Raw genomic sequence first — 25,135 nt, 5'->3', positions numbered from 1 at the left:
CAAAGATGAGGTGAGAATGAATGGCTAAGAAAAAATCAAAATCACCAGGTACGTTAGCGGAGAATCGCAAAGCAAGACATGATTATAATATTGAAGATACGATTGAAGCGGGTATTGCTTTACGAGGTACTGAAATTAAGTCTATTCGACGTGGCAGTGCGAACTTGAAAGATAGTTATGCTCAAGTAAAACGTGGTGAAATGTATTTAAATAACATGCATATTGCACCGTATGAAGAAGGCAATCGATTTAACCATGATCCATTACGTTCTCGTAAATTGTTACTTCATAAAAGAGAAATCCTCAAATTAGGGGAACGTACACGAGAAATTGGTTACTCACTTATTCCTTTAAAATTATATTTAAAGCATGGCCAATGTAAAGTCTTATTAGGTGTTGCACGTGGTAAGAAATTACATGATAAACGTCAAGCCCTTAAGGAAAAAGCAATGAAACGTGACATTGATCGAGCGGTCAAAGACCGTTATTAAGCACGTTTGTTGCTTAATCGAGTGCCATTTGGTATGATTATTAATGTTGTATTTTAAAAGGTGACATAGTCTTTCACACCAAATGGCTTGTTTATAACAGTCATTATTTAATTATTATAATTTTATTGCGGGGGCGTTTTTGGATTCGACAGGGGTCCCTCGAGCACACTAAGCGTGTCGGAGAGTTGTCTCCGAGATCAACACATTTCAGTAAATATAACTGACAAATCAAACAATAATTTCGCAGTAGCTGCGTAATAGCATACTGCATCGCCTAACAGCATCTCCTACGTGCTGTTAACGCGATTCAACCCTAGTAGGATATGCTAAACACTGCCGTTTGAAGTCTGTTTAGATGAATACCAATCAAACTAGCATAATACTGGTTGTCTGTTGCTTACTATTATGCGAATTTAATCAATAGACTACACACGTAGAAAGGTGTGTATCAGGACCTCTGGACGCGGGTTCGAATCCCGCCGTCTCCACTACATAGCCTATAACCATTGTGGTTGTAGGATTTTTATTTTTGTTGCCACAGTATTGCCACAGATGTGCCACAGCATAAAAAGACACTACCAATATAAGTAAGTAGTGTCTCATAAATATTTAACTATTTCTTTTTGTGTACTAGGGTATAAATGTCCGTACCGTGTGCTTACTTCTTCTATTGAAGAATGGCCTAACCTTTGAGCGATAACCATTAAACTAGCACCATGATTAATTAAAAGTGACGCATGGCTATGACGTATTTCATGAATTACAATTTTAGGGAAGTCAGTAGGTAGTAACTTATAAGCGTTAGTAAACCAACGATCTATTTTACTTTCACTAAATGCTTTGAAAAATGTACCGAATAGCACATATTCATTTTTATATATGTTATTATTTTGATACCAATTTAAATATTTTTTTAAGTCGTCCATCATGTGAGTGGGTAAGTAAATATCACGTATGGCTGCTTTTGTTTTAGGGACTGTCACATCGCCGTGATAGTCCGTTTTGTTTATGTGGATATAATTATCATCAAAGTTTATATCTTGCCACGTCAATGCTCGTATTTCGCCTTTTCTAGCACCACTAAAAAACAGTAATTTGAAAAATAATTTTTGTTCAATAGTAGGTAGCACTTCATAGAATTGGTTAAATTGATCTAGCGTCCAATAATTAAGGCGTTTGTTTGATTCAATTTCAAAGTTACCAACTAATGAGGCAACGTTTGATTTTAAATCATGGTACTTCATAGCGTGGTTAAGTAAGGATACTAAAAACACATGCATTTTTTTAAGATATTCCCCTGAATGACCTTCTTTCAATTTCTTGTTTTGAAACTTCATAACATCTTGTGTCGTAAGATTAAAAACATCAATAGAATTAAAATGAGGTATTAGATGATTATTTAAATGTGTTTTTAAGGATTTAACACTTGAAGCTTTCCGACGTGCAGAATACCAATCTAAATATTCCTGAGCTAACCTATCAAAAGGCAATTTATTAATTTGTCCTATACCTTCCAACTCGTCCATAATCTCATTACATTTTTTCACAGCTTCTTTACGCTGCTTAAAGCCAGAGCGTTTAATCTCTTTTCTTTTATTGGTTCTATCATAATAGGTAATTCTAAAATAATATGTACCACGTTTAGCGTCTTTGTGAATATTGTGGGATAGGTTAAGGTTATATTGCATGAAAACACCTACTTAATATTCCTTAAAAATATCACTAGACAAGAGGCTATTAGTTTGTAAAATTTCGTTGTGTAAAGTTTTGTTTTTTTCATTCACATTTGGGAAAAGTTCTTCGATATCATCTACGTTTTCGACTATTACCTTAGAAACATATTCACTTAAGTGTTTATTGATTTTTTTAAATAATATATTTTTCAGCCCTGCAGATAAATTATCAACATATTTTTTTAGTTCCATATTTTCTTTTTCATTTTTAATTTTGAAAACAAATCTATATTTCAAAGTAGTTATCTTTTCTATTTTATCGTATGAGATATCTAAATCAAAATTTAATTTTTGTTTATTTTCTAATTCAACATCGACTAAAATCTCGAATTCGAAATTTTCGATTGAAAAAGCTTTTGTAATATCGGTGGTTATCTCAAAAAATTCGTTGCTAGAATTAATTTTATAGTTTGGTTCTTCGTCAAAAGTAAAATCAAAATTTATGGGATTATGTTCAAAAAAATCTGAAGGAGATATGTGTAAATAACTACATAGTTTATCTATAGCGTCATATCTTATCATTTCAGAGTCATTTTGCACCATCGAAGTAAGAGAACTTCTTGCAATTTTTACATCTTTAGCTACCCTTGAAATTTTTAAGCCTCTTTCTGAAAGTAATTCAGACAATCTGTTTCTAATCATTTTAAACCTCCTGTTCACGCTTATAATAGCATTTTTTCGAACTTATTTGTATAAAAAAATGAAATTTGATTGAGAAATCAGTCAAAAATGGGTTGAAAACAAAAAGCAAAAGTGTATAATAAAGTTGTAAATTGATTGAGAAATCATTCAAAAAAAGAAAGAGGTGATCGAAATGACGGTTTTTATAAATTCTAATCATTTAAAGAAAGCAATGTTTCTTAAAGGTTACAACCTATCAGATTTATCAAATAAAACTGGTGTAGGTATTTCATATTTAAGCCAAATTATTAATCATAAAAAAAAACCAAGTCCGAAATTGGCTAAAAAAATTGCTGATGTTTTAGATGTGGATATAGAAGATATTTTTGAATTTGAAATTAAGGAGGCGTAATCAATGAACAATTTAACTTATCCGATGTTATACATCGCAAGAAAAGAAAAGGGGGATACTCAAAGGAAAGTAGCCCAGAAATTAGGAATAAGTCCGCAGCGTTACCAATTGAAAGAAAGTGGCAAAGCTTATTTCACATTACCAGAGGCTAAAATCTTGAGTGAAATGTATGGTATGTCAATTGATGATTTGTTTAGTAAGCACATTAAAGTGGGTTCATAGGAGGACAAAAATATGAAACAACAAGTAGTAATTACAAAAAGCGTCGTTGGTTGGTTTAATGTGAAAGATGTTGAAGGGAATTTACTTTTAAATATTGCACCTGATGCATTTAAGAAACATTTTCCTGAAGTTAGTCCTAACATCTCAATTGCATGTATGCAGTTAGATATTAATAGAATCGTCGAACTTAAAGATAAGAAAGTGAGTGTATAGGAAATGGAACAAGAACAAAAATTTAACAAACAAATTAAATTCGGAGAGGAAAATAAGAAAATGAAAAACTTAACTAATCAAGATTTTAAAAATATTAAAGGCAAATTGAACTATGAGCATATGGTGAATGGTAAAAAGCATACTAGTAAAATGATTAAATTATTACAAAAACGCCATGCTAAAAATGTATCAGTTATTAAAAGTGAATATCCATATTTAAGTGATAATGAAATTTCAGAAATTCTTGCAGATTATCGAGAATACGAAGATTTAATGTCAGTAGTCGGAACTTTTACTGACTTTCCTGTTATTTACGAAGATTCTAATATTAGCAAATTCCTAACTATAGACGATATTGCAGAATTAAAAATAGCTATTGAAGAAATGACAATTTTTGTTGAAAGTTTGGGGATTAATAAATGATAACAGAAATCTATAATAAAAAATTAGTTAAGGAGTTAAGCAATGATGGAGTGGGATTTAAGAAATTTATTTGATGAATTAGAAGTAGTACAAGAGAAAATTAATGATGTCGTAACATCTTTTGTTTGGTTTGATGATGAGTATTTCACACATGAACCTAATCATATGTTAACTAAAAAAGAAATATATACACATGGCTGGAAATATCACGAGCATCGTATCAAAAACACACAGGTTATTGATTTAATGCTTATGTATATGAAAGATTTTGATGACATTATGAAGAAAATCCGTGAAATAGAAAAAGCGTCATCTTCCACCGACCAAAGTAAAGATAACGCATAGCATAATATACAACTAAACAAGCATGGAATGGTTTATTTACCACATTTTTATTTTACCATTTCATGTTTTGTTTTAGAAGTATTTGGGAGGAATTAAATGGCAATTAAAGAAAAAGACAAGATAATTGAAGTAAATACGCTAGAAATACCCGAAGAATTAAAAGAATTGCCTAAATGGGTATTATGGCGTGCTGAATGGAATGATAAGCGACAACAATATGAAAAAGTGCCTTATAAAAGTGGAGGTTACAAAGCTAGTTCGACTAATAGTGCCGATTGGTCTAGTTTTGATTTTGTTCATAAAATTTTGGAAAATAATGATTTATATCAAGGAATTGGATTTGTGTTAAGCGACAATGATAAGTACATCGTGCTTGATATAGATAATGCTATTGATGAGAACGGTCAAATCAATTCAGATTTAGCGCTAGAAATGACAGAACTTACCTACTGTGAAATGTCGCCTAGTGGTACTGGGTTACATTGCTTTTTTAAAGGAGAATTACCTGAACAACGTAAGAAAAAGCGTTCTGATTTGGATATAGAATTGTATGATAATGCTAGGTTTATGACAGTCACAGGTGAATCAATCGGACAATCTGAAATTTGTGATGAACAAGAAATATTAAATAATTTAGTAGAACGATTCTTCAAAGAAGAACAAAATTTTGAAACTACTTTAACTTATGATCCTAACCATAAAAGCGAGTTGTCAGATGAAGAAGTTATAAATCTTATGCTGAAATCTAAACAAAAGGATAAGATTAGCGACTTATTGGAAGGTAACTTCGAAAAACATTTTGCTAGCCCTAGTGAAGCAGTGCAAAGCTTATTACATTACTTAGCATTTTACACTAATAAAGATAAGCAGCAAATGGAACGTATATTTTTAAACTATAATAATTTAACTGATAAATGGGATAGTAAGCGTGGAAATACATCATGGGGACAATTGGAACTTGATAAGGCTATAAATAATCAAAAAGAAGTTTATAAAGTTAAAAAGTTTGATGGTTTTGATGTGAAAATTAATGAAGAAGAGAAAATACCTGATAACTATGTGATTGGTGATAACAATTGGCTTTATAAACTTGTAGAAAAAGGAAAAGGAGATAATAAGCAAGTTGTACCTAAACTACTAACATCTACACCACCATTTATTAAACATAAATTTAAAGATGTTGAAACTGGTGAATTTTATTATCAATTATCCTTTACACAAAATAAATTGCCCTATGAATTAAAAGTTACTGCACGTGAAATCGTTGATGCTCAGCACATAATAAATTTAGCAAGCAAAGGTTTTGACGTGACAACTTCTAATCGTACTGAATTAGTAGAATATTTGGCAATGTTTATGAGAATTAATAATAAACCCGTTATTAATATAGCCACACGTTTAGGTTATATAGGGAACGCTTTTATATCACCTTATGAAGAAGATCAAGAAAATAATAAACACCAGTTGTTTAATTCTGATAAAGGTTATCAATCTTTGATTAAAGCCTTTGAAACTAAAGGAACGATTGAAGGCTATATAAACGGCGTATTTAATCCAATTAAGGCCAAACCTATGGTGATGATGATGTTATATAGTTCGCTAGGCTCTATCTTATTGAAGGATTTTAAAGTTGATCCTTTTGTAAGTGAAATATCAGGGCGTACTTCAAGTGGTAAAACATTCACGTTATTGATATGTGCAAGCGTTTGGGGGACAGACAGATTAATAACTGAGTGGAATACTACTAATGTGAGTATTGAACGAATGGCAGCATTTTTGAATACATTCCCAATTATTAAAGACGACACAAGGAAAATTAATAATATCAATAAATTACCATATATTGTTTATCAGTTTTCAGGTGGCGAATCAAAAGGAAGAGCTAATTCAAATCGTGGATTAGATTATGCAGAAACATGGCATAATATTATGCTTTCAAGTGGTGAGGTATCTATACCCGATTTATCAGAAAAAGGTGGCTTAGCTGGTCGAGTGATTACTTTACAAGATGAACCATTTCCCAATATGGATAAACTAACCTTTAGTGATATAGCAGACGCAATGGAAGAAAATCATGGGCTTTTAGGAAAATTATTTATTAAGCAGTACGAAAGCAAAAAAGAAGATTACAAGAAATCATTTAAAAGTGCGCTAAGGTATTTCGTTGAGAAAGCACATAATAATGAAGTAATGCAAAGGGTAGCACGTAGTTTTGCATTACTTAGAGTGGCTGGTGAAATACTAAATGATATTGAAGGCTTTGAGCATGATCCTTATGTGATTACTAATCAAGCGCATACCAGTATGTTAAGAAACAACGGGAACGTTGATAAACCATTACAGCTATTAGGAAATTTATTACAATATTTAGACGCTAACAGGAATAATATTGAAGGTGAAGGATACACTAAAGTATTTAAAGGTGACATTAAAGCCATACACAAAAACGATTTCCTATGTGTATTAGGTGAGACAGTTAAACAACTATTAGGAAATGAATTAAATACCACTGTAAAACAATGGGACGAACGCGGTTATTTAATTACAGATAAAAACACGTATACAAAAAGAATTAGTCATGAAGGTAGAAAGCCGAGAGGGTACGCTATCAATAAAGAAATTATAAATGAATTAGGTTTTGACTTCACAAATTATAGTAAAGAAGCAGAATATAGAATTTTAGATTAGTTCCATTGGTTCTGAATGAGTACCAAGTAATTTATACAATTAAGGAACTCATTGAATGTTGTTATATCAACGGTTTTACCTATATAGTTCCATAAGTTCCATAAAAATATTTAAACACCTAATATTATTTTAATTTTACTAATCATACTTAGTTTTAGTATTAATTAAAAAAGATAGCTCTATTAATAAAAAAATATGGAATTATGGAACTATACGGTAAACCCCTTGTGATAGTAGCGGTGAACGAGTTCCAATTGTTTAAATTCTGATTGGAATTAGTTCCAACACTTAATAATATATATGAAAGGCTGAGGTAAAAAATGCCTACAATTACAGAAATAGGACACCAACAATTTAAATTGTTTATAAATAACAATAAATTTCAGCAGCATGTGAAGAAAGAACAAGAAAACATGGCTAAAGGTTTGATTATAAGTCTTTTAACAAACCCAACTGGAATACATCAAACTTTTATACAGGAAGTCATTCAACTAACCAAGAAATACTATCTCTATTGTGATGGCAGGGATATATTATTGATTACTAAAGATTTCAAAGCAATTATAAAATTTAACATTAGAAAGCCGAACCCGTTATTTAAACAACATTTTAATACTAGTTGGATCATTGAAATAGATAATTTAAATTCACTCAAAAAAGGACATGGCAAAATGCTATTAAAAGATATATTGGCAATTTCTACAAAACTCAATATTGAGGCTTGCTTATGGACTGAGAGCGATGATAATACTAAGTATTTTGAAAGATATAAATTTGAAAGTATCGGTAAGATTGGAAAAGATAACGAAAACTTGATGATTAGAAGAAAGGAACGTGTATAGTATGAACATCGAAATCATAGCAAATGAATTTGAAACAAGAGCAGCAACATTATTAAGATATTTCACTGGACTACATGAAAGTAGTCATAAAATGCCAATTGCATTTAAGATTTATAATGATCCATTTAATACTGTATATCTAATAAGCAAAGGTAAGATGTATGCACATGTAATGATAAAAGATTGTGAAGTGAGAAAATCTTTTGAGATTGCCTCAGTAAAGCATACTGAGAAACTTATAGAGAGCATTGAGGGGTATTATGCTGGTTATGATTTACATGATGGCACACATGACACTATAAACGATATGATGGCTAGTTTCATGTTTGATAATGATTATTTCATGTACGGACTAGAAATCTTTGCTGAAAGCAATAACAGTGACATGTTTGACTATATAAGTAGAGATTTCAATATAGATGAACTTGAAGGCGTTCAATCTAGTAATGCAGATGTTATAGGTAATATGGAGACATTGTATCAATTAGCTACTGGAATTAATGAACCTGCACCAGAATTAGTAGAGGGCTTAAAAGTCGTTACTGAATTTATCCAGAATGAGAAGGCGAATGAAGATGATAGTAAGGCATTGATTAAGCGACTGAATGAACTGAAACAGTCTTATTATGATGGAGTGAAAGCGTAAATTTATAGGTCATGCACTTTAATAGGTGCATGGCTTTTTTATGTAAATCGTAATTGTTAAGATTTGTTAGTTATAGAAAGATTGGATTAGGTCGAATAAAAACGCTTGTTCTATAATAGAAAGTCTATGATTTAGTGTGAAAGTATTGATTAAAGCTTATTTAATAGTGTTTATAGGCTGTTAAGTAGTTATTAGAATTCTATAAAAACAGGAACATTTGTTTGTTATTTAGGTGTAAATTTAGTATAATAGTGTTATAGAAGTAATGACTTCTATATATTTAATAAAAGCCTGGATTAAATATTTGTTGTTTACTTATTGCCTAAATATTACCTCCTCATTAAAGATGAAATGAGGATAAAACAATGACAATAACAATTGAAAAAGAATTAACGAACGATCATATTAGAGTATTAAACGTATTACGCAACACTAAGCACGAGATTATCACTAAGCAAAATATATTTAATCAATTGAATATGGAATTTAACCGAAACAACGACAGATGGTTAAGAAATACGATTAATAGTTTAGTAGTTGATTATGGTTATCCAATCGGATACAGCTATAAAAAAGATGCAAGAGGTTATTTCATGGTTAAATCTGAGGAACAGAAAGAACTAGCCTTAAGAAGTATCAAGCGTCATATCGAAGGTAGTTTAAAGCGATATGAGGCGTTAAAGAAAACTGAGATTTAAGTTTATCTAGTACGTGGTGCTGCTGAGATTGTTTGCACAAGAGTAATAATTTTAAAAATATAACTGAAACGAGGTATATCATTGAAAACAGCTAAATACTTTGATGAATACAATGAATATGTGACAGGTCAAAGAGAGAATATCAATAAACTTGAAAAGGAACGCCAAGAACTCACACAACGAATTAAAGAGGATAAAGTTAAATACAAAGAACTAATTGCAAACTCACAAGATGAGGAGGCTGATAAACTTTATACTACATTTGATAGTAATGAGAAGAAACTGAAAGCATTAGAGAAACGCTTATCAACTAAAAAAGAAGTGTTTGATGAGGCTAGACGTAAAAAGGCGATTGAATTAATCAAGCATCAGTCAGATCTTCCTTACTTATATCAAGAAGACAAAAAACGCATATTAGCGAAATTTGAGCCAATCATTGAAGAGTATAACAAAATAATAAATGAAATAGCAGCATTAAATGATGCATATGAAATGGAATTTGATAGATTTGTTCGAGTTTATGACAAAGAAAGCTTTGAAAAGGATAGGGAAGTAAGGGTAGAAATTAAAAACTATTTCAGTCCTAATATATACAAATTATGTGAGTGGAGACGAACTACCGTTCATTGATATAAGAAAGAAAATGCAACTAAGAGGTGATAAATAATGGCTAGAAAATATAATTTAGATAAGGTTAGCAACTATCTTTTAACGGAAACAGAATTATCTGCTGATGAATGCCAGAAAGTTTTAGATGTAGTAGAAGAACAATTCTCCCAAAATATTCGACAACAGAAAAAAGATGAATTGGCCCAGAAATCCCAAAGAGAGTCAAGTTTTAGGAAAATGGCCGAAGAAAATCGCTTAGTTAAATAATAAATATCTTGCCTATCCTCAGCGATAGGCTCATTTTATTTGTGAGGTGCATACATGAACCTAAAAAGAGTGAAATATCCACTAATCTATCATGAAAATAAAATATCTGAGTACACATTGCTAACGGAATATAACCCTAAGTTTATCAATACCAAAATTAAGGCTATCACTATGCAAATAGAGATGATGTATCACTTAAACATCTCCCACATGACTACTAGTGAAGTTCACGGCGTTATAACTATCTCATATCCCTTAGAGAAGTTAGCAATTACTATTATAGAAGAAAAGGAAAAGTTAAAGTATTTCAAAATGAAATCTAATAGCAATATGCAGCAATTAAAACAAGTTATTAAGCGATATTCACCAGGTGAACAAAAGGAAATCATGTATTATATGCAGTCCAATGGTTCGACGATAGATTATGACCTCATAGAACGCCTACAACGTGACTTATACAAGCTAAGACATGCAAATAAACAGAAAGTAAGTGTAAGGGCATGAGTTACGACAGAGAGGCTATTAAGCAGTTTATACGTGACTACTCAAAAGAGAACCATGATACTACATATAATGATGAAAATATCAATATAGATAATTTCTTTACATTAAATGAAGATGTTGAAAGTATGAATATTGTAGACGTAGGAAAGCAGGCGTTTTTTAATGAGTTAGATCAATATATATACGCCACATGCACCAGTAGGGAACATCTGTTATTTATTATGTTATGTGAAGGACAATCACTAAAACGAATAGCAGATGTATTAATGATTACGAAAAGTAGAGTGTATCAAATATACTCAGATTTATTAGACAAATTAGAAAATAAGGAGGGATAGTATGAGTACATTAAATCCTAGACAAGAGAAGTTTGTCGCTGAATACCTAAAAACGTTAAATGTAACGCAAAGTGCAATCAAAGCTGGTTATAGTCCTCATACTGCAAGTGAACAGGGGAGCAGATTACTTAAAAATAAGAAGGTAGCAAAATATATTGATGAGCAACGTAAGAGGGTAATTGATGAGGGCGTGTTAACTGCTAACGAATTACTTCATATCTTAAGTAATGCAGCAGTAGGTGATGAGAATGAAGTGAGAGAGGTTGTCGTTAAACGTGGTGAGTTTCAAAAGAACCCAGACACCGACAGAATGAACCTCGTATATAATGAGCATGTAGAATTGGTAGAAGTACCTATCAAACCAAGTGACCGTTTACGTGCTAGAGATATGTTAGGTAAGTACCACAAGTTATTTACTGATAAAAAAGAACTATCTTATGACACACCAGTATTTACTAATGTGGGTGAATGGGCTGGCGATGAAGAAGAACAACAGCAATTAATTGATTCTGTAGGAGAGGAACACCCTAATAGACCTATATTAGTAGACAATATACCTACAAAGGATTAATGAAAGTACTTGAATTATTTCAATATTTGCTAACAAGTTTAGTTTTCAAGATATGTACAATTTAGTAATTATAACACTAATAGTTACTGATAATATCGGACGAGTTGATGCGGAGAATAAAAAGATACTTAGAGAAGTTGAGTAAACAATATCCAAATTCTAAATAACTTATCAATGATATTAAAATAAAGTAGAGAAACAAGATTAATAAAGACGTGGGTAGTCCTAGCGACTGCCCTGTTTTTTTATTATAAGAACGAAGGAACCATATACAAACACTATAAATAGTAAAATCATAAATTGTTATGGTTGAATAGATAACAAAATTCGGTATAATAATTACTAGGTTGTTCTAACTTTTTTTCAGTGTGGTAATTGAATTTTGTTTAGTTTAATGAGCGTTACGGTTTCTTTTTTGAAATCGTAGCGCTTTTTTTGTTTGCAAAACTAATGTATCGTGTTATTATACTGATTACGAATTACATTATTCGTACTTGTTACTTTTCAACATTTATATATTTACTTATTCATCCTCCCCTTTGATGAAAAGTATATTTGTATTAGACTTAATAACATGTTCTTTTGACTACCTTATACGGTAGTCTTTTTTGATATTCAAGTGTCAAAATAGTTATATTTATATTCTATTCAGTACTAAAGTATATTATGTTAGATGTGATAGTTAAGCCATCCTCTTATATATCACGATATTAAAGTTTCTCAGTAAGGCTATGAGCATTAAAGAGAACATTGTTATTACTTAAACCGATCTAATGATTGATGAAGAGGTAGTAATATGGAATGGACTTCATGCAGCAGAGAGAGAGTAGGCATAATATTACCTTTTGATTTAATGTTGGTTAAGAACGGTGTAGATAAGCGCATAGTACCATCTATAAAACTTAATGATGATAGGATATTTATTTATCCGAATAGATAGCGTTAGGCCTATGAGGTTTGACGCTTATTTTTTACGTAAAATTAGCAAAATTGTTAAAAATAGGAGTTAAGATTAATGAGATTAAGAAAAGCCACTATTAATTATTTAGAGAGCGAATTTATATATTATAAACACTTAAGCAGAGATATAGAACGTATTAGAAATAGTAAGGTATACCCCTCACAGTACGATAAGCAAAAAGCATTGAAAGATAGACGATTGAAACAGTTAACGAGAATTAAGGAGGCAATAGAGTATGTATATGCAACGAGTAATGAAGATAGTCAAAGATTGATTGATAGGTATTATTTCAACAATATTGATAATTTAAATTTATCAGGTGTAGCACTTATGATTAATATTAGTAAATCAACTGCATACAATTTAAGAAACAATATACTACTACGTCTATCTGATGAATTAGGGATATTATACTAACGTTTGTAGTGAGAAAGAACGCTGAGAAACGTCCTGTGTTGCAGCGAGACGTGTTTTTGTGTAACTATGTATGTTATTTCAAGTAGAATACATTAGGATTATTTCGTGAAATTGGTTAGATACAAAAGCAATAGATTTTACACTTAAGAATAATTAAATAACAGTTTTGAATTATTAGACAGTTATTGTTATTTCTTTGGTATCATTAATGCAAAAGGGGAAAGATAAGATGAGTAGTTTACTTGAAGAAATAAAATATTGCGGATTTAATTTTATAATATTATTATTTGGTTACTTAACTTTTTATAGACCTGCAAATGAATCTAGGGAGATTTTTCAAAAGGAATATGGCGACAAAATAAAACTTTCTCATTTTTTTAATGAGAATTATAGAAGTGTGGGCATGGAACATATTAAACTGTACATCTCTGCAATAGTAATATTTATAATTGTCATTGCAATAGCGTTACTAATTATAAAACTAGCGACCAAAAATTTATATTCTCCATTTATACAAATACTTATCTCAATATTATTAATAGTTATGTCATTATACAGTATGATAAATACATATATCGCTTCTATTATACTAGCAACAGTATTTATTGGACTTGTTATTTGGGCATTTACTAATGATGCCAAATAAAAAAACAATAAATAATAAGCACTTAATTTTAAACTTTGTATTGCCACAAATCTTTCTTGTTTTTGCAATTTTAACATTTTACACTCAACGTCTAAGGCAATCAAAACATTGATATGACAACATTCATAAAGATTTTTAAATTCATTAATAATGCTATTTATCAACTCCCGCCGTCTCCATATTGAAACCCACAACCTTTGCGGTTGTGGGTTTTTTAGTGTTTAGGGTGCGCAGAAAGTGCACAATATTAGCGCATATGAAAATGAACAGAGTAACGCTGTTACAATTGTAAAGCTTAGAGATTTGGAAATACTAGCTAAAGCAATTATTGATTGCTCAATTTGTGTAAAAGACTTTATCAATTTAGGACAAAATACACTTAATCGTATGAGTTGAAATCCTAATTATTCTTACACACATCATTATTTAAAAGATATTCATTGTTGTCGCCAACAAGCAAGTCAGTTTAAAGGGATTACAAAAAATTGGAGGGAAGTCATGTATTTTAATCATGATAAATACAGATAATCATTGATCTAATAGGATAAATCAACATCGAAACAAGAGGGTTTCGCTAATGAATATATAAAGACATTAAATGTTACTCAGAGTACTATAAAGGGAGGATATAACCCTAATAGTGCCACGTAACTGACAGTAGGTTACTCTGTTTAGGTAGACGCTTATATTAAAAGTCGTAAAGATAACCTCATAGACGACATTATTCTTTCTGCTAAAAAGTTATTGTATCTATTAACACAATCAGCTATAGGTGATGAAACAGAAACAAAAAAGGTTGTAAAGAAGAGTTTATTTGAAAAGAAATCTGATACTGGAAGAATGAACTTTGTATATAAAGACCATGTAGAATAATATTGGTAGATTTGAGGAATAGTAAAATGGTAATATCAGTGGCTGCCCTGTTTTTTGGTATAATAATAAGGAAACAGTGTTCAACACTGGCATACTCTCATTTAGTATGTATGTTTTATTATGTACAGAGGACTTGTTAATGTTAAGTATTGAGGATCTGACTGCACCGTTTACTTTTAAATTATCCGCACATGTCACTGGGTGTCTTTATGTTCGCTATTATGTTCTATCTATTTCTTTTTAAATAAGTTGTGTATTATATAATTAATTATGTTTAAAAGGGGAAAAGAAAATGGTCAACATTGCATGGGTTGTACACTCATTGGGTGTTTTTAATAATCCTCAAGGAGATTTGGTTATTCAAAAACCTTTATCTTTTATTGACTTAGAAGCTTTACCAAACAACTTTTCTTTTAGTGTATCTTTTAGGATAATTAATTTAGAGGACGATGGTCAATATAAATTGAATTTTCAAATTATAGATCCAGCGCAAAAAGTAATTTTTGACATCAATGTAGAGATTGATCACCAAAAATTAATTAAAGATAACCCAGATAAAGAATTTAATAATGTGTTTGAATCGAATGCAAATTTCAATAATTTTAAATTTCAAAAAGAAGGGCTTTATACTATCAAATTGTCTATAGATAACTCCGAAGCTCAATCTAATTTTAATGTTAATTTGGTGTCGTAATTATGGTGAATAAAAAGGTTAGTAAAAAAGAACAGATAAAATAACAAAACAAGGAAGAAAGAACAACTATTGATTCAAAACAATTAAAAAGGGCAAGTGGTAGTTACGAATTTAGTCCGAATTCAACTTCTACTTATGAAGAGGTGGCCATTATGAGTGGATTTGTGGATAGAAAAGAATTTGAACAATTCGAAAAAAGAATAGATGACAAATTTAAAACTTTAGATTCCAAAATTGATGATTTGCCAAATAGATTTAATGATAAATTACAAATTGCCTTAAACTCTCAACTGGAAACTTTTAGAAAAGAAAGTAAAGAAGATAAAAAATCTATTATCACATGGACTCTTTCAGGTACTGGAGTAATAATTGCTCTTGTAAGTCTTATAGTAAAATTATTTTTTTGAGTAACTGTACCTTTGTTGGTATGGTTATTTTTGTTTCTATGTCAAATAGGACAGGGGATAAATTTTTAGAGGGTCTGAGACATAAAAATCTTAGACCCTTTTAAGTGTTCTATATAACGGATTTTTAATCAAGCAAGTGTCAAAAAGGTGTCAATAAAATAATTCTTTGACGTGTGGTTGACCTTGTTTTTTATGCGTCAAATAGTTATTTTGATTACTAATGATTATTATAAACGTGAAACTATATATTTTTGAGATTCAGGTCTATATTACTTTTTATTTTTTTGTTGATTTGCCCAATCTATTTGGTCTTGTATCCAACGTTCATGTGCTTTTTGTTCTCTTGGCATTCTATAAATACCATTATGATCGTAATCATATCTTTGTTCATTATCGATAGGTTGTTGTGCTATAGATGCATTATGTTGTTCTTCAGGTGTTGTACAACCTCCAATAGTACACTGCGTGCCATCTGGTTTAGTATATCCAATCATATCGTTATTACCTGGAGCCTGATACCATGTATCACCATCCGCATCCACCATACCGTTTACACTTTGGCCACTTTTAATTCTTTGAGACATTTCATCTTTGCTTAAAGGTCTATTATTATTTTTATTTATTTGCTGTTCTTGTGAATTCGAAGATTCTTGGTTTTTATTACTCTCTTTTTCATTTTGATTATTTTTACGTTCACTTTTTTGTTTCTTATCATTATTGTTAGAGTTTTTCTTATGAGTTTTTTTACTTTCACTCTTGTGCTTGCTTTCATCTTTCTTTTCTTTTTCATGGCCACATGCACCTAAAATGAGTAAGCTACTGAGTATTAAAACTAAAATATTTTTCTTCTTGCTTGCCATAGTATTCCTTCTTTCGTTGATATAATTTTCATGAAAATTGTTATAAAGAATCGCATCTATCGGAATTTTAAATTTTAAAATTAAAATATTTATAGTTTAATCGATAAATTTGTTATAAAATATTATAAAATAACAACTTTAGAGGTGCAACATGAAAGATATATTAATAAATATTGGAGTATCATTATTTTTAGTAGCATTTATATTGCTAATAACGGCTCTTGTTTACGCGATAAGAAAGAAAAAAATCAAAAAAATAATAATTGTAGCTACAACTTGTTTCATAATCAGCATATTATTAATAGGACCTAATGGAGAACAAAAGCAAAACCATAGTGAAAAAGATAAAGTTACTCAAACACAAAGTAGTAAGAAGAACGATGTAAAAAGTAGTAAAAAATCAGAAAGCAATAATAAAAATACAGAAGAAAAGAAAAAAGATAATAATAGTAATCATAGAGAAGTAGTGACCCTTATTAAAGTTGTAGATGGTGATACTGTTAAATTTAATTATAAAGGTAAGAAAACTACTTTCAGGTTATTACTAATAGATACTCCTGAAACAAAAGATCCAAGAAAACCCGTAGAAAAATATGGTCCTGAAGCAAGTGAATTTACTACAAACAAGTTAATCAGTGCTAAAAAGATAGAAGTTGAATTCGATAAAGGTCCGCATACTGATAAATATGGAAGAAGCTTAGCATATGTTTATGCGGATGGTGAAATGTTAAACAATGCTTTGGTTAGAAATGGGTTAGCTAGAGTAAAGTATGTTTTTCCTCCTAATGATACGTATGAAAGTAAATTGAAAGAGAGTGAATCATTGGCTAAAGCTGAGAAGTTAAATATATGGAGTGAAGATTCTGAAGAGGATAATAAAGAGCAAAACAATAATCAGTCCGATAATCACTCAAATAATAACAATAATGATTCAAACAACAACAATAATAGTTTACCCGTACAATTTTCTAACTGTAAAGCACTTAGAGCAGTATATCCTGCGGGTGTGCCAATAGGTCATCCAGCATACAGCGCAAGGTTAGATGGAAATCATAATGGAGTTGCGTGTGAAATCAGATAGTTTTCATTCAGATAAGATTCTTAAAATTATTATAGGATAATCATAATTTCATAAAAGCAAATTTAAAGTCATGGATGCTATGAATAGCTAACCATGACTTTTGCATTTTAATATCCATTTCGGTTATTTGTATTGGCCTGGCCTTGATTGTTATTCACGTTTGATCCATTATTTGAGTATTGTTGTGTATTACTTTGTTGCGGATTTTTATTTGCAGCTCCTTGAGGATATTGAACATTATTTTGTGCTTTCCCGTTTGTTTGATTTTGTTGTTGATTTGCTGTGTTAGCTTGATTATTATTGGCTGCGTTTTGATTAGCATTGTTGTTATTGTATTGAGATTGTTTAGTAGTGTTGTTCGCTTGAGATGCATTATTGTTAGTAGGATGATTTTGCTTGTTGTTTTGTTGCTTAGATTTAGATTTGTCGTCTTTATTTTTTGAATCTTTATCTTTATTTTTCTTTGCTAATTTACTATCTTTAATTTTATCTTTTGCGTTATTTATTTTTTTATCGCCTTTAGAGTCTTTTTTATTATCTTTTTTTGAATCGGACTTCTTACTACTATCAGTTTCTTTTTTGTCAGAACTATCAGTATGACTGCATGCTCCTAATACTAAAAAACTCGATAATAAGATGGTAAATAATTTCTTCATAAAAAGTTCGCTCCTATATTTTAAATATTGGTGTTAATAAATTAACTTTACCCAAAATCTACACGATTAATTTTAAATTTATGTAAAATTTCTATTTTCAAAATTTGAATATTTAAAAAGGCATGAAAAGCCCCTCTTATCAAGAGGGGAAAGGTAATCAATTATTTGTTACCGCCGAATAAATTTTTGAAGAATTCGATTGCTTTTTTGATTAAGTTGATGATGAACATTTGACTCACCTCCTATGTATTTATTAACTGTAGTATATTCTCATTGGATATGTTTTAGTTGATTATTTCAAAAGTCGTAAAAAATTGTTCATAGATGTAAAATTTAACTTAAAATTTAATAATTTGTAATTCATTTCTGTTAAAATTATAAAACAATAACAAATTTATTCAATATATATTATAAGAATAGTAGGAATTAATTTGTGGAAAATACCCTTCATTGAAGAAGGGTATTGCTACTACTCTAGAACAGTCTTATTTGAATACGTCTTTAAAGAATTCTATACCTTTTTTTAATAAATCAAAGATGAACATTTGAAACACCTCCAATTAATTGAGTATGTGTTTATCATATAGTATGAATTGGAGGTTTTGTCATTAAATGCGTTAATTACAATATATGATTCCTTTATGTCAAAAAAATAAATATTTTAATAATTGTGAATTCCTAACTGTAGGTCTAATTATTTTTCTCCTGATATACCGTCTTTGTCACGGTCTTTTTTAGGATTATAGCCAGGAGAACCCGCTACATGTTCACCAGGTTTAGGTGTGTCACTACCATAATTAGGCAAGTGATTAGAATCGTTAGAATGATTTACATTTGGATTAACATTCATATACGTTTGATAATAAATTGTTATCTTTAGAAACTTGAAGAATATAAATAATTTGAAGAATTAACTAAAAAGGCTTTACTTTTCTCAAAATAAGCGTATAGTGGAGGTTAAGTAATAAAGCACGTGAAGTTGATTGTTGAAATATTTTTATAGAATATTCTCTTTTGATTAATGGATTTGTTACAAATATTTAGTGCAAAAGCACGCGGAGGTATTCTATATGAATAACGGTACAGTTAAATGGTTTAATGCAGAAAAAGGTTTTGGATTCATCGAAAGAGAAGATGGCGGAGACGTATTCGTACATTTCTCAGCAATCGTTGAAGACGGTTATAAATCATTAGAAGAAGGTCAAAGCGTTGAATTCGACATCGTTGAAGGCGAACGTGGCGAACAAGCTTCAAACGTTGTTAAAATGTAATAACAATTTTCAAAGTCCTCTTCGGAGGGCTTTTTTATTTGGAAAATGATAACCATGTTACAATAACATTCAAGAATTTATACGATGCTTTAATTCTACATACATATAAATATAAGGAGACAAGCATGAAAAAAGGGAAAATGATATTGAGTGAAATGACAACTTTGATGAAGTCTTTGAAGAACATTTTCAATATTATCAATGGTAATAAAGATTACTATAATCCTAAAATTGACTTGAAAAAGGATGACGATAATCTTAATGGTAAAAAGATTATTTTCTTAGGATCTTCAATTACATATGGTGCAGCTTCGAAGGGGATATCATTTGTCGAATATTTAACAACTGAATATGAAGTAAAGGGGATTAAGGAAGCTAAATCAGGGACTACGCTTGCAGGGGACAAGTCTGATAGTTACGTGAATAGACTGAAGAAATTAAACTTTGTGAATACAAAAATTGATGCAGTAGTTTGTCAGTTATCGACGAATGATGGGAGATTTGAGTATGAAATAGGTCAGATGAGTTCGTCGTTTGAGCAAGAGGATTTCGATATTAACACGACGATCGGCGCGATAGAATATATAATTAAGTATGTTCAAGCGAAATGGCGTTGTCCAATTATTTTTTATACTTGTATTAGAGAAAACGATGAAAACTATCGAGATTTAGTAAATCAGCTCCATCGTCTTAGAACAAAATGGGATATACATATTATAGATATATTTAATAATGAGGAAATTAATAGATTAGCTAAAAGTGATAAAGAAATGATGGCAGATGATGCTCACCCAACTAAAAAAGGGTACCGCTATTTATATACACCCATCATAGTAAGACAATTGGATGAGATATTATAAATTAAAGAGGATGTGCACACGTTAAAGTTGGACTTTAAATCTAACTTTGGCAGTCGCACATCCTTTTTGTGATAATTGAAATATTGCTTCTCATAATAATGAATGATTTGTGAATATTGTTGTAACATTTCATATCGATAACTTTCGTTTGAATGATACTCTGAGTATCTAGAATATTTTGAGATTAGCTTGGAAGATTACTTAGCTATTTATTATTATTATCAGATGGGCTGCTATTATCTTTGTTTTTATTTACATCTTTACCATCTACACGTTCTGAATTTCTTTTAGCATCTTGTGATTTAGGATTATTCTTTTTGTTTACACTTTGGCTTTCATTTTTAACTGTGTCGTTGCTATTTTGTTTCTTGGTATCTGTCTTTGTTTTATCTGATTTTTTAGTATTATGACTTTTTTCTTTTTTAGGTGTTGATTCAGATTTTTTGTCGTCCTTAGTTGAAGAAGTGTCTTTATTACCGCATGCTGTTAATATTAAAAAACTACTCAATAATAAAATTACAACTTTTTTCATAAAATCCTCCTCATATATTCTTATTTCACCTATATTTTATACTAATAAGCATCATAAGTCTTTTAAAAACAAAAAATCGCCTATGCAGATACTTTAATAATGACGAAAATTAAAGTCTGCAAGGCGACAACAAGAAGTAATGTTAAACACTCACAGAGTGTAACATTTACAGATTACCATAAAACTATATTTGTGGCTATTTAATTTGGTTAAAATTAATATAATTAATGTTACTTTTTTGTTAACACAAATTGACAATTTTTTGAAAATGTACGCATTTTTAGTACGCAGCTTAAGTTTTCTATTTTTTATCGAAAATACTTATTTCTTCATTTTCATTTTTGACTGAAATATATAAATTATCATCATAAGTATTTACATGATTTTCATTAGATAAGTTGAATTCAGCAAGTATTTTAAACGACCCATTATCTATAGGTTCGACTATTGAAATATCATTATCATTTTTTTGAATAAGAAATTTTCGATTTGAATAATTATTTATTTTCCAGTCGTTCATATTATGTCACCTAACTAAAATTAATAATTTAACCAAAACTTTTTTCAATTTCAGTAAAAGCTTTAGTGGTTACTTTGATATTATAGATTTTACTTTCATCTATATCTCCCTCTAGATAACCTTCTTGAATGAGTACTTTGCAATTATAGATAAAATCATCATACTCACGGTCGCAAAAGTAATCATCTTGAGCTGTTACGGAATCTTTAAAATCGTTAGCTAATTCTTCTGATATTCCTTCGTTGGATCTTTCCATATATAGTTTATAAAACTTTGCAATTGTAGATTTTTGTTCTTTCGTAAGTTCGTCCATGTATTATCCCTCCACACATATTACCTATGTCTATATACCCTAGATGAACGCTTAGAAAAACGCTAAAATTGGATAATATTTTTTGGGATTTTAAATGAATGTGAAGGCTATTTTAAATTTAATTCGCATTTTTTATGCCTTTTTGAACAGCATTCGCAAATTTATAGAATGTTTTAGTGTATTTTTTAGGATTACCACGTGTTGTTTTGTCTAATTTCTGATGTTTAAAGAATTCTTGTCTCAAAGCAGTAGTTAATTCTAGTTGAACACCTGAATCAGTATCATTCATGTTTACGAAATTATCTGACGATTGAGCGTCAATTTCCTTAGGACTTTCCTTTGCAGTAAACCCTTTTTTACGTAATTCTTTTGCAATAGACTTCGCCATGTCTCTGTCTTTACCACCAATATAGACGATAGGATCATCGCCAGAAAATCCATGTATAGAAATTGTTTCTTTAGTTTTATCTAACATTTCAATTAATTTTGGTTCATCGTAATTTGTAGAAGTGATATGCAGCTGATCATTATTATTAGTGCGTAGGCCTTCAAAAGAATAGAAATTATATTTTCCAACATTTGAGATACGTCTTGCTAACTCAGTTGTCCCAGGTTCAATTCCGCCACCGTGAATGGCTGACACTAGAATACGCTTATCTTTTCGATGCTTTGTAACAACTTTCCAATCTTTATTTTTAGTCGTATGCTTTTTAAGTTCATTAAAATCACTGTAACGATCACTAGCCGGTTTTGATGGTGATTTTCTTGTATTATAAAAAATCATAACCACTAAGATAATGGCGATAATAATTATAGCTATGAATATATAGTATAGTTTTGAATATAGACTCCCTTTATCTTTCATTATGTCTCCTTTAATTTCAAAATTATAACTCATAAATGATAACAATGATTTTATCTAATTAACAAGTATTTTAACTTTTATTTAAAATTTTAAAATAATTGAACTTACTATAATAGGGTATACAATTAATGTTAAATACATGTATTTTTAATTTTAAAATTATTTTACGGAGGCGAAATTTTGGTTAATATTCAAGTAGTTCCAGCACATCCAAGTAACAAAAAAGGTGGCAAGTTAACTCATTTTGCAATTGATGAAATGGCAAAAGTCATTTTAGGTGAAACATCTAAAAATCGAATTAATTGTCAGTTACAGAAATTATGGAAAAAAAGAGGTAATCGATTTAGCCATGATATTTCTTATGTAGCTAAAGAAGACGACAGAGTTTTAGGAGCAATCACGTGTGCATCGCTAGTTAAAATAGAAAAATCTATGGTTAAGACTGTTTTAGAAATATTAAAAATGAAAAAATTAAAAGCTTTGAAAATTATTTTCTCAAACCCTAAAAAATTATATTCTTTAATTACAATGGACGAAGGTAATAAAGATGAATTCCATATTAGTATGTTAGCGACGTTACCTGAAGCGCGAGGTAAAGGTGTAGGAACACGTTTGCTTAATTTTGCCGAGAAAAAGGCCCAAAAAGAAGGCTTTAATAAATTATCATTAACAGTAGTTAAAGATAATGACAAAGCATTAAATCTATATAAGAAATTTGGATTCTCTATAGTAGGAGAAATCAATAAATCACCATTTTACCTTTATCAAATGAGAAAGAATATTTAATTTGATAATCATAAACGACAAATTTGTCATTTTATAACTACACACTCGAAATTATATAATAATTTTAATAAATACTTGAAATGTTTTCACACTCCCTTAACAATAATATGCTATTTTAAAATAAAGGGATGTGATGTTGTTATGAATAAGGAAATATTAAGAAGATATTTAAACGATGATAGCTTTAAAGCTGTAGCAGTGGTCATAGGAAATAAGAAAATCGTCTTGGAGAATGACATTCATGTCGATTACGAAAACGAAATCATTATTTATCCGCTCAAGAATTGCACACGTATTATTCCTTTTAGCTCAATTTCATATTTAGATGTACTAGATAGAAACGAGCAGTTTGTTAATTATTTTAAAGAAGTCTAACTGACTAAAAATAACCCTCCAATCATAATAGCTAGGAAATCTCTACGCTATCATTTGGAGGGTTTAATTTTTAATACTTTTAACTAACTTTAATTGATAATCTTTGGTGAAATTATCTTTTAATGCATATGGAGAAATAATGTATAATCCATGATCACTCACGGCATTTTGATCAACACCATATTTATATGCTTGATAAATTATTTTTGTACAATATGTATATTTCGTACTTTTTAAATTAAGTGTGACTAGATAGCGACTGTGACTATTCTCATAATGACGTTTAACCCAGTTAGCGGCGTTTTGACCAGCACCTGGTTTAACACTACGATAAACTTTAATCCATTCCCCGTACCGAATCGGTGCTTATAAGATTCAAATGATTCAGTGATAGGTTTATCGCCAGGACCTTCAATTTGAAGAACGGTATCTTCATCGATTGCGATGCTAGAATGCCCGAAGAACCCGTATAACACTGGACCTTTAGTGATTACGATATCTCCAGGTTTAAGTTTGAAGTCATTATTATCATTTGTCGCGACAGCATCTTTATTTTTGGTAAATTCATTTATCGAAAAAAATGCTACTAATACAATGAAAAGGGCAATAATTAAGTATATGTATTTATGTATCGCTTTCATTATTAGTGAAAACTCCTTAAATTGAGTCATTAAATTAATTACTATATTAAATTAATATCTGTGAAAATTAAACATTAATTTCAAGAAATGGATTATCAAATAGAAAAATTAAAAACTCAGTTACGTGATTGTAACTGAGTGACAAAGTGTAAACAATTTTCATTAAAATTCAATACATCAATACTGTTCTGTAAAAATTTTTGTTCATAAAAGTGAAATTGAAATTTATAATATACCAAAAATAAATGTATAAATGAGCATTGCAAATCCGAAAATTAAGAAAATAACCGTAAAACCTAAATAAGATTCTTTTCTCTCTTCTTTTTTCGTTTTAAGCATAATGGCTAAAATAATTGCACCTGCAACAATGAATATAATTGAAAGCCATAATAATATTTGAAAATGTAAATTCATCTTACTCCCTCCTTATATCAATATTTTCCCTATAGGAAGTCATAAAAAATTGGATAAATATAGTAAAGTGCTAAGACAATATTAATAAAGAACAAAATTTCACTTAAAAGATCAGTATAAATAATTGCTATTGTTAAACTCGTAAATAAAGCAATACCACAAATACATAATCCTGGTATTAACCATAGGTGATTATCAACGTTTGCATTATAGGTAATGAGTACATTAAAAGCTATAAATAGTACGGTTAAGATGATATTAATCACATTTACACTAATTATTTTCATAGGTGTTTCACCTCATTAGACACATGAATAGCAAAAGGTCATTTATATACTAT

The 25,135-nt window shown here is 30.0% G+C and carries 36 protein-coding genes, 1 other RNA gene and 3 pseudogenes; 27 read left to right on the top strand and 13 right to left on the bottom strand.

The features are described from left to right. The first annotated feature begins 20 nt into the window (after positions 1-20). Both smpB and ssrA read left to right on the top strand, forming a co-directional pair. The gene (smpB, locus tag HMPREF3264_RS09390; protein ID WP_002441591.1) at positions 21-491 is read left to right on the top strand and encodes an SsrA-binding protein SmpB; all 471 of its coding nucleotides are present in this window, start codon (positions 21-23) and stop codon (positions 489-491) included. 129 nt (positions 492-620) lie between these two features. After that, positions 621-982: a transfer-messenger RNA gene (gene ssrA, locus HMPREF3264_RS09385) on the top strand. Positions 983-1,090: 108 nt separating this feature from the next. Here ssrA and HMPREF3264_RS09380 read toward each other — a convergent pair. Both HMPREF3264_RS09380 and HMPREF3264_RS09375 read right to left on the bottom strand, forming a co-directional pair. Then, positions 1,091-2,179 carry a site-specific integrase gene (locus HMPREF3264_RS09380; protein ID WP_070873165.1) on the bottom strand — a complete coding sequence of 363 codons (1,089 nt, stop codon included), beginning with the start codon at positions 2,177-2,179 and terminating at the stop codon, positions 1,091-1,093. A gap of 12 nt (positions 2,180-2,191) precedes the next feature. After that, a complete protein-coding gene (locus HMPREF3264_RS09375) occupies positions 2,192-2,866 on the bottom strand; it encodes a helix-turn-helix domain-containing protein (RefSeq protein ID WP_070873163.1) in 675 nt (224 codons plus the stop codon). Between the two features lie 172 nt (positions 2,867-3,038). Between HMPREF3264_RS09375 and HMPREF3264_RS09370 the strand changes: the two genes are divergently transcribed. From HMPREF3264_RS09370 to HMPREF3264_RS09280, 20 genes and pseudogenes are all read left to right on the top strand, one after another. Then, complete coding sequence (locus tag HMPREF3264_RS09370; protein WP_070873161.1) at positions 3,039-3,257, top strand: helix-turn-helix domain-containing protein; 219 nt, start codon at positions 3,039-3,041, stop codon at positions 3,255-3,257. A gap of 3 nt (positions 3,258-3,260) precedes the next feature. Next, complete coding sequence (locus HMPREF3264_RS09365; protein WP_070873159.1) at positions 3,261-3,479, top strand: helix-turn-helix transcriptional regulator; 219 nt, start codon at positions 3,261-3,263, stop codon at positions 3,477-3,479. A 12-nt stretch (positions 3,480-3,491) separates the two neighbouring features. Next, complete coding sequence (locus HMPREF3264_RS09360) at positions 3,492-3,692, top strand: pathogenicity island protein (protein WP_070873157.1); 201 nt, start codon at positions 3,492-3,494, stop codon at positions 3,690-3,692. Positions 3,693-3,695: 3 nt separating this feature from the next. Further along, positions 3,696-4,115: a pathogenicity island protein gene (locus HMPREF3264_RS09355; protein ID WP_070873155.1), complete on the top strand. Its 420-nt coding sequence runs from the start codon at positions 3,696-3,698 to the stop codon at positions 4,113-4,115. Between the two features lie 45 nt (positions 4,116-4,160). Continuing rightward, positions 4,161-4,460 (top strand): type II toxin-antitoxin system toxin TscT, encoded by a 300-nt coding sequence (tscT, locus tag HMPREF3264_RS09350; RefSeq protein WP_070873278.1) that lies wholly within the window; start codon positions 4,161-4,163, stop codon positions 4,458-4,460. A 96-nt stretch (positions 4,461-4,556) separates the two neighbouring features. Next, on the top strand, positions 4,557-7,148 hold the full coding sequence (locus HMPREF3264_RS12995; protein ID WP_256323975.1) for a phage NrS-1 polymerase family protein: 2,592 nt from the start codon (positions 4,557-4,559) through the stop codon (positions 7,146-7,148). Positions 7,149-7,468: 320 nt separating this feature from the next. Then, positions 7,469-7,990, top strand: coding sequence for a hypothetical protein (locus HMPREF3264_RS09335; protein ID WP_037548445.1), 522 nt, complete (start codon positions 7,469-7,471; stop codon positions 7,988-7,990). A 1-nt stretch (position 7,991) separates the two neighbouring features. Then, on the top strand, positions 7,992-8,636 hold the full coding sequence (locus tag HMPREF3264_RS09330; RefSeq protein ID WP_070873153.1) for a pathogenicity island protein: 645 nt from the start codon (positions 7,992-7,994) through the stop codon (positions 8,634-8,636). Positions 8,637-9,001: 365 nt separating this feature from the next. Continuing rightward, on the top strand, positions 9,002-9,334 hold the full coding sequence (locus tag HMPREF3264_RS09325; protein WP_002476284.1) for a hypothetical protein: 333 nt from the start codon (positions 9,002-9,004) through the stop codon (positions 9,332-9,334). 81 nt (positions 9,335-9,415) lie between these two features. After that, positions 9,416-10,001, top strand: a pseudogene (locus HMPREF3264_RS09320) (pathogenicity island protein). Next, a complete protein-coding gene (locus HMPREF3264_RS09315) occupies positions 10,001-10,210 on the top strand; it encodes a hypothetical protein (RefSeq protein WP_070873151.1) in 210 nt (69 codons plus the stop codon). Before HMPREF3264_RS09320 ends, HMPREF3264_RS09315 begins: the two are co-directional and overlap by 1 nt. 54 nt (positions 10,211-10,264) lie before the next feature. Continuing rightward, a complete protein-coding gene (locus HMPREF3264_RS09310; RefSeq protein ID WP_070873149.1) occupies positions 10,265-10,714 on the top strand; it encodes a pathogenicity island protein in 450 nt (149 codons plus the stop codon). Then, on the top strand, positions 10,711-11,052 hold the full coding sequence (locus HMPREF3264_RS09305) for an RNA polymerase subunit sigma-70 (RefSeq protein WP_070873147.1): 342 nt from the start codon (positions 10,711-10,713) through the stop codon (positions 11,050-11,052). The genes HMPREF3264_RS09310 and HMPREF3264_RS09305 overlap by 4 nt, the downstream gene beginning before the upstream one ends. Position 11,053: 1 nt before the next feature. After that, the gene (locus HMPREF3264_RS09300; RefSeq protein WP_070873145.1) at positions 11,054-11,623 is read left to right on the top strand and encodes a terminase small subunit; all 570 of its coding nucleotides are present in this window, start codon (positions 11,054-11,056) and stop codon (positions 11,621-11,623) included. 1,015 nt (positions 11,624-12,638) lie between these two features. Continuing rightward, entirely contained in the window at positions 12,639-13,001 is a 363-nt protein-coding gene (locus tag HMPREF3264_RS09295; RefSeq protein WP_070873143.1) for a hypothetical protein, read from the top strand. 229 nt (positions 13,002-13,230) lie between these two features. Beyond that, positions 13,231-13,647 carry a hypothetical protein gene (locus HMPREF3264_RS09290; RefSeq protein ID WP_070873142.1) on the top strand — a complete coding sequence of 139 codons (417 nt, stop codon included), beginning with the start codon at positions 13,231-13,233 and terminating at the stop codon, positions 13,645-13,647. 237 nt (positions 13,648-13,884) lie between these two features. After that, complete coding sequence (locus HMPREF3264_RS12815; RefSeq protein ID WP_172605850.1) at positions 13,885-14,043, top strand: hypothetical protein; 159 nt, start codon at positions 13,885-13,887, stop codon at positions 14,041-14,043. 147 nt (positions 14,044-14,190) lie between these two features. After that, positions 14,191-14,517: pseudogene (locus tag HMPREF3264_RS12455) on the top strand (terminase small subunit); the annotation flags it as partial. 295 nt (positions 14,518-14,812) lie between these two features. Next, on the top strand, positions 14,813-15,214 hold the full coding sequence (locus tag HMPREF3264_RS09285; RefSeq protein ID WP_070873140.1) for a DUF6941 family protein: 402 nt from the start codon (positions 14,813-14,815) through the stop codon (positions 15,212-15,214). A gap of 152 nt (positions 15,215-15,366) precedes the next feature. Further along, a complete protein-coding gene (locus HMPREF3264_RS09280) occupies positions 15,367-15,621 on the top strand; it encodes a hypothetical protein (RefSeq protein ID WP_070873137.1) in 255 nt (84 codons plus the stop codon). A 269-nt stretch (positions 15,622-15,890) separates the two neighbouring features. Here the strand turns inward: HMPREF3264_RS09280 and HMPREF3264_RS09275 are convergent, their stop codons facing one another. Next, positions 15,891-16,481 carry a hypothetical protein gene (locus HMPREF3264_RS09275; protein WP_070873135.1) on the bottom strand — a complete coding sequence of 197 codons (591 nt, stop codon included), beginning with the start codon at positions 16,479-16,481 and terminating at the stop codon, positions 15,891-15,893. Positions 16,482-16,632: 151 nt separating this feature from the next. Here HMPREF3264_RS09275 and HMPREF3264_RS13150 point away from each other — a divergent pair, with 151 nt between their 5' ends. Then, positions 16,633-17,562 (top strand): thermonuclease family protein, encoded by a 930-nt coding sequence (locus tag HMPREF3264_RS13150; protein WP_083327801.1) that lies wholly within the window; start codon positions 16,633-16,635, stop codon positions 17,560-17,562. A gap of 107 nt (positions 17,563-17,669) precedes the next feature. Here HMPREF3264_RS13150 and HMPREF3264_RS09265 read toward each other — a convergent pair whose 3' ends face one another. The 3 genes from HMPREF3264_RS09265 to HMPREF3264_RS12645 form a co-directional block, all read right to left on the bottom strand. Beyond that, entirely contained in the window at positions 17,670-18,218 is a 549-nt protein-coding gene (locus HMPREF3264_RS09265; RefSeq protein ID WP_070873133.1) for a hypothetical protein, read from the bottom strand. Positions 18,219-18,379: 161 nt separating this feature from the next. Continuing rightward, positions 18,380-18,448 (bottom strand): epsilon family phenol-soluble modulin, encoded by a 69-nt coding sequence (locus tag HMPREF3264_RS13145; protein WP_141764482.1) that lies wholly within the window; start codon positions 18,446-18,448, stop codon positions 18,380-18,382. 464 nt (positions 18,449-18,912) lie between these two features. After that, entirely contained in the window at positions 18,913-19,023 is a 111-nt protein-coding gene (locus HMPREF3264_RS12645) for an excalibur calcium-binding domain-containing protein (protein ID WP_141764470.1), read from the bottom strand. 265 nt (positions 19,024-19,288) lie between these two features. Here HMPREF3264_RS12645 and HMPREF3264_RS09260 point away from each other — a divergent pair, with 265 nt between their 5' ends. Together HMPREF3264_RS09260 and HMPREF3264_RS09255 are read left to right on the top strand one after the other, a co-directional pair. Continuing rightward, on the top strand, positions 19,289-19,489 hold the full coding sequence (locus tag HMPREF3264_RS09260) for a cold-shock protein (protein ID WP_037541206.1): 201 nt from the start codon (positions 19,289-19,291) through the stop codon (positions 19,487-19,489). Between the two features lie 125 nt (positions 19,490-19,614). After that, complete coding sequence (locus tag HMPREF3264_RS09255) at positions 19,615-20,349, top strand: SGNH/GDSL hydrolase family protein (RefSeq protein WP_070873131.1); 735 nt, start codon at positions 19,615-19,617, stop codon at positions 20,347-20,349. A gap of 205 nt (positions 20,350-20,554) precedes the next feature. On the opposite strand, the gene HMPREF3264_RS09250 is transcribed toward HMPREF3264_RS09255, so the two are convergent. The 4 genes from HMPREF3264_RS09250 to HMPREF3264_RS09235 form a co-directional block, all read right to left on the bottom strand. After that, positions 20,555-20,881: a hypothetical protein gene (locus HMPREF3264_RS09250; RefSeq protein ID WP_070873129.1), complete on the bottom strand. Its 327-nt coding sequence runs from the start codon at positions 20,879-20,881 to the stop codon at positions 20,555-20,557. A gap of 301 nt (positions 20,882-21,182) precedes the next feature. Next, positions 21,183-21,401, bottom strand: a complete 219-nt coding sequence (locus tag HMPREF3264_RS09245) for a hypothetical protein (RefSeq protein ID WP_002441617.1) — start codon at positions 21,399-21,401, stop codon at positions 21,183-21,185. Positions 21,402-21,429: 28 nt separating this feature from the next. Continuing rightward, the gene (locus tag HMPREF3264_RS09240) at positions 21,430-21,714 is read right to left on the bottom strand and encodes a hypothetical protein (protein ID WP_070873127.1); all 285 of its coding nucleotides are present in this window, start codon (positions 21,712-21,714) and stop codon (positions 21,430-21,432) included. Between the two features lie 118 nt (positions 21,715-21,832). Continuing rightward, positions 21,833-22,579 (bottom strand): poly-gamma-glutamate hydrolase family protein, encoded by a 747-nt coding sequence (locus tag HMPREF3264_RS09235; RefSeq protein WP_070873125.1) that lies wholly within the window; start codon positions 22,577-22,579, stop codon positions 21,833-21,835. A gap of 180 nt (positions 22,580-22,759) precedes the next feature. Here HMPREF3264_RS09235 and HMPREF3264_RS09230 point away from each other — a divergent pair, with 180 nt between their 5' ends. Both HMPREF3264_RS09230 and HMPREF3264_RS09225 read left to right on the top strand, forming a co-directional pair. Continuing rightward, positions 22,760-23,365: a GNAT family N-acetyltransferase gene (locus HMPREF3264_RS09230; protein ID WP_070873123.1), complete on the top strand. Its 606-nt coding sequence runs from the start codon at positions 22,760-22,762 to the stop codon at positions 23,363-23,365. A 141-nt stretch (positions 23,366-23,506) separates the two neighbouring features. Further along, positions 23,507-23,740, top strand: a complete 234-nt coding sequence (locus tag HMPREF3264_RS09225) for a hypothetical protein (RefSeq protein WP_070873121.1) — start codon at positions 23,507-23,509, stop codon at positions 23,738-23,740. Positions 23,741-23,803: 63 nt separating this feature from the next. Here the strand turns inward: HMPREF3264_RS09225 and lnsA are convergent. From lnsA to tsaA, 3 genes and pseudogenes are all read right to left on the bottom strand, one after another. After that, a pseudogene (gene lnsA, locus HMPREF3264_RS09220) lies at positions 23,804-24,381 on the bottom strand (lipoprotein N-acylation protein LnsA). Positions 24,382-24,606: 225 nt separating this feature from the next. Continuing rightward, a complete protein-coding gene (gene tsaT, locus HMPREF3264_RS09215; RefSeq protein ID WP_002441631.1) occupies positions 24,607-24,795 on the bottom strand; it encodes a type II toxin-antitoxin system toxin TsaT in 189 nt (62 codons plus the stop codon). Between the two features lie 29 nt (positions 24,796-24,824). Further along, a complete protein-coding gene (gene tsaA / locus HMPREF3264_RS09210; RefSeq protein ID WP_002441634.1) occupies positions 24,825-25,082 on the bottom strand; it encodes a type II toxin-antitoxin system antitoxin TsaA in 258 nt (85 codons plus the stop codon). Positions 25,083-25,135 lie beyond the last annotated feature (53 nt).

Source organism: Staphylococcus sp. HMSC62A08 (assembly GCF_001839105.1).
In the GTDB taxonomy this organism is placed as follows: Bacteria; Bacillota; Bacilli; order Staphylococcales; family Staphylococcaceae; genus Staphylococcus; species Staphylococcus caprae.
This window is presented reverse-complemented; position numbering and strand designations above follow the sequence as displayed.